This is a genomic window from Streptomyces sp. NP160, assembly GCF_006335115.1.
Lineage (GTDB): Bacteria > Actinomycetota > Actinomycetes > Actinomycetales > Quadrisphaeraceae > Quadrisphaera.
The window spans coordinates 1-444 of record NZ_VDMJ01000097.1; the positions used below are offsets into that span (position 1 = coordinate 1).

The 444-nt window shown below is 80.9% G+C and carries 1 protein-coding gene; it reads right to left on the reverse strand.

Features of this window, described 5'->3' with window-relative positions; translation table 11 throughout:
- On the reverse strand, positions 1-444 hold a 444-nt coding region (locus tag FHN55_RS23075; RefSeq protein ID WP_218974936.1), incomplete at both ends, for a hypothetical protein.

The following is a 444-nucleotide window of genomic DNA, read 5'->3' on the forward strand; positions in this document are numbered from 1 at the left end:
GCGGCAGCCGCAGCGCGGCCCACACCGCCACGGGGAACGTCGAGAAGGCCACCGGCACGCCGTCCAGCGCCACGAAGACCAGGCACAGGGCGCCGAGCCCTCCCAGCCACACGGCCACGGCCTCCACCGGCCCGGAGGTCGTCTCGCCCGCCGCTGCGTCGTCCGCCCCCCGGGCGCCCTGGCCCACGAGGCCGGGCACGCGGTGGGCGGCCGCCAGCAGCACGAACGACCCGGCGAGCGCCCGCACCAGCTCGGCGGGTGCGAGGTCGGGCGACAGGGCCCGGGTCTCGCCCAGGCCCGCCTGCACGAGCACGCTGACCACGGACCCGCCCAGGCACGCCGCCAGCAGGGCCCAGGCGTCCTGGGGGCGCGCCCCGTCCGTGCGCCCCACCCCGAGGGCGTCCAGGCAGGCCGCGGTGGCTGCGGCGCCCGCGGCGAGCGCCG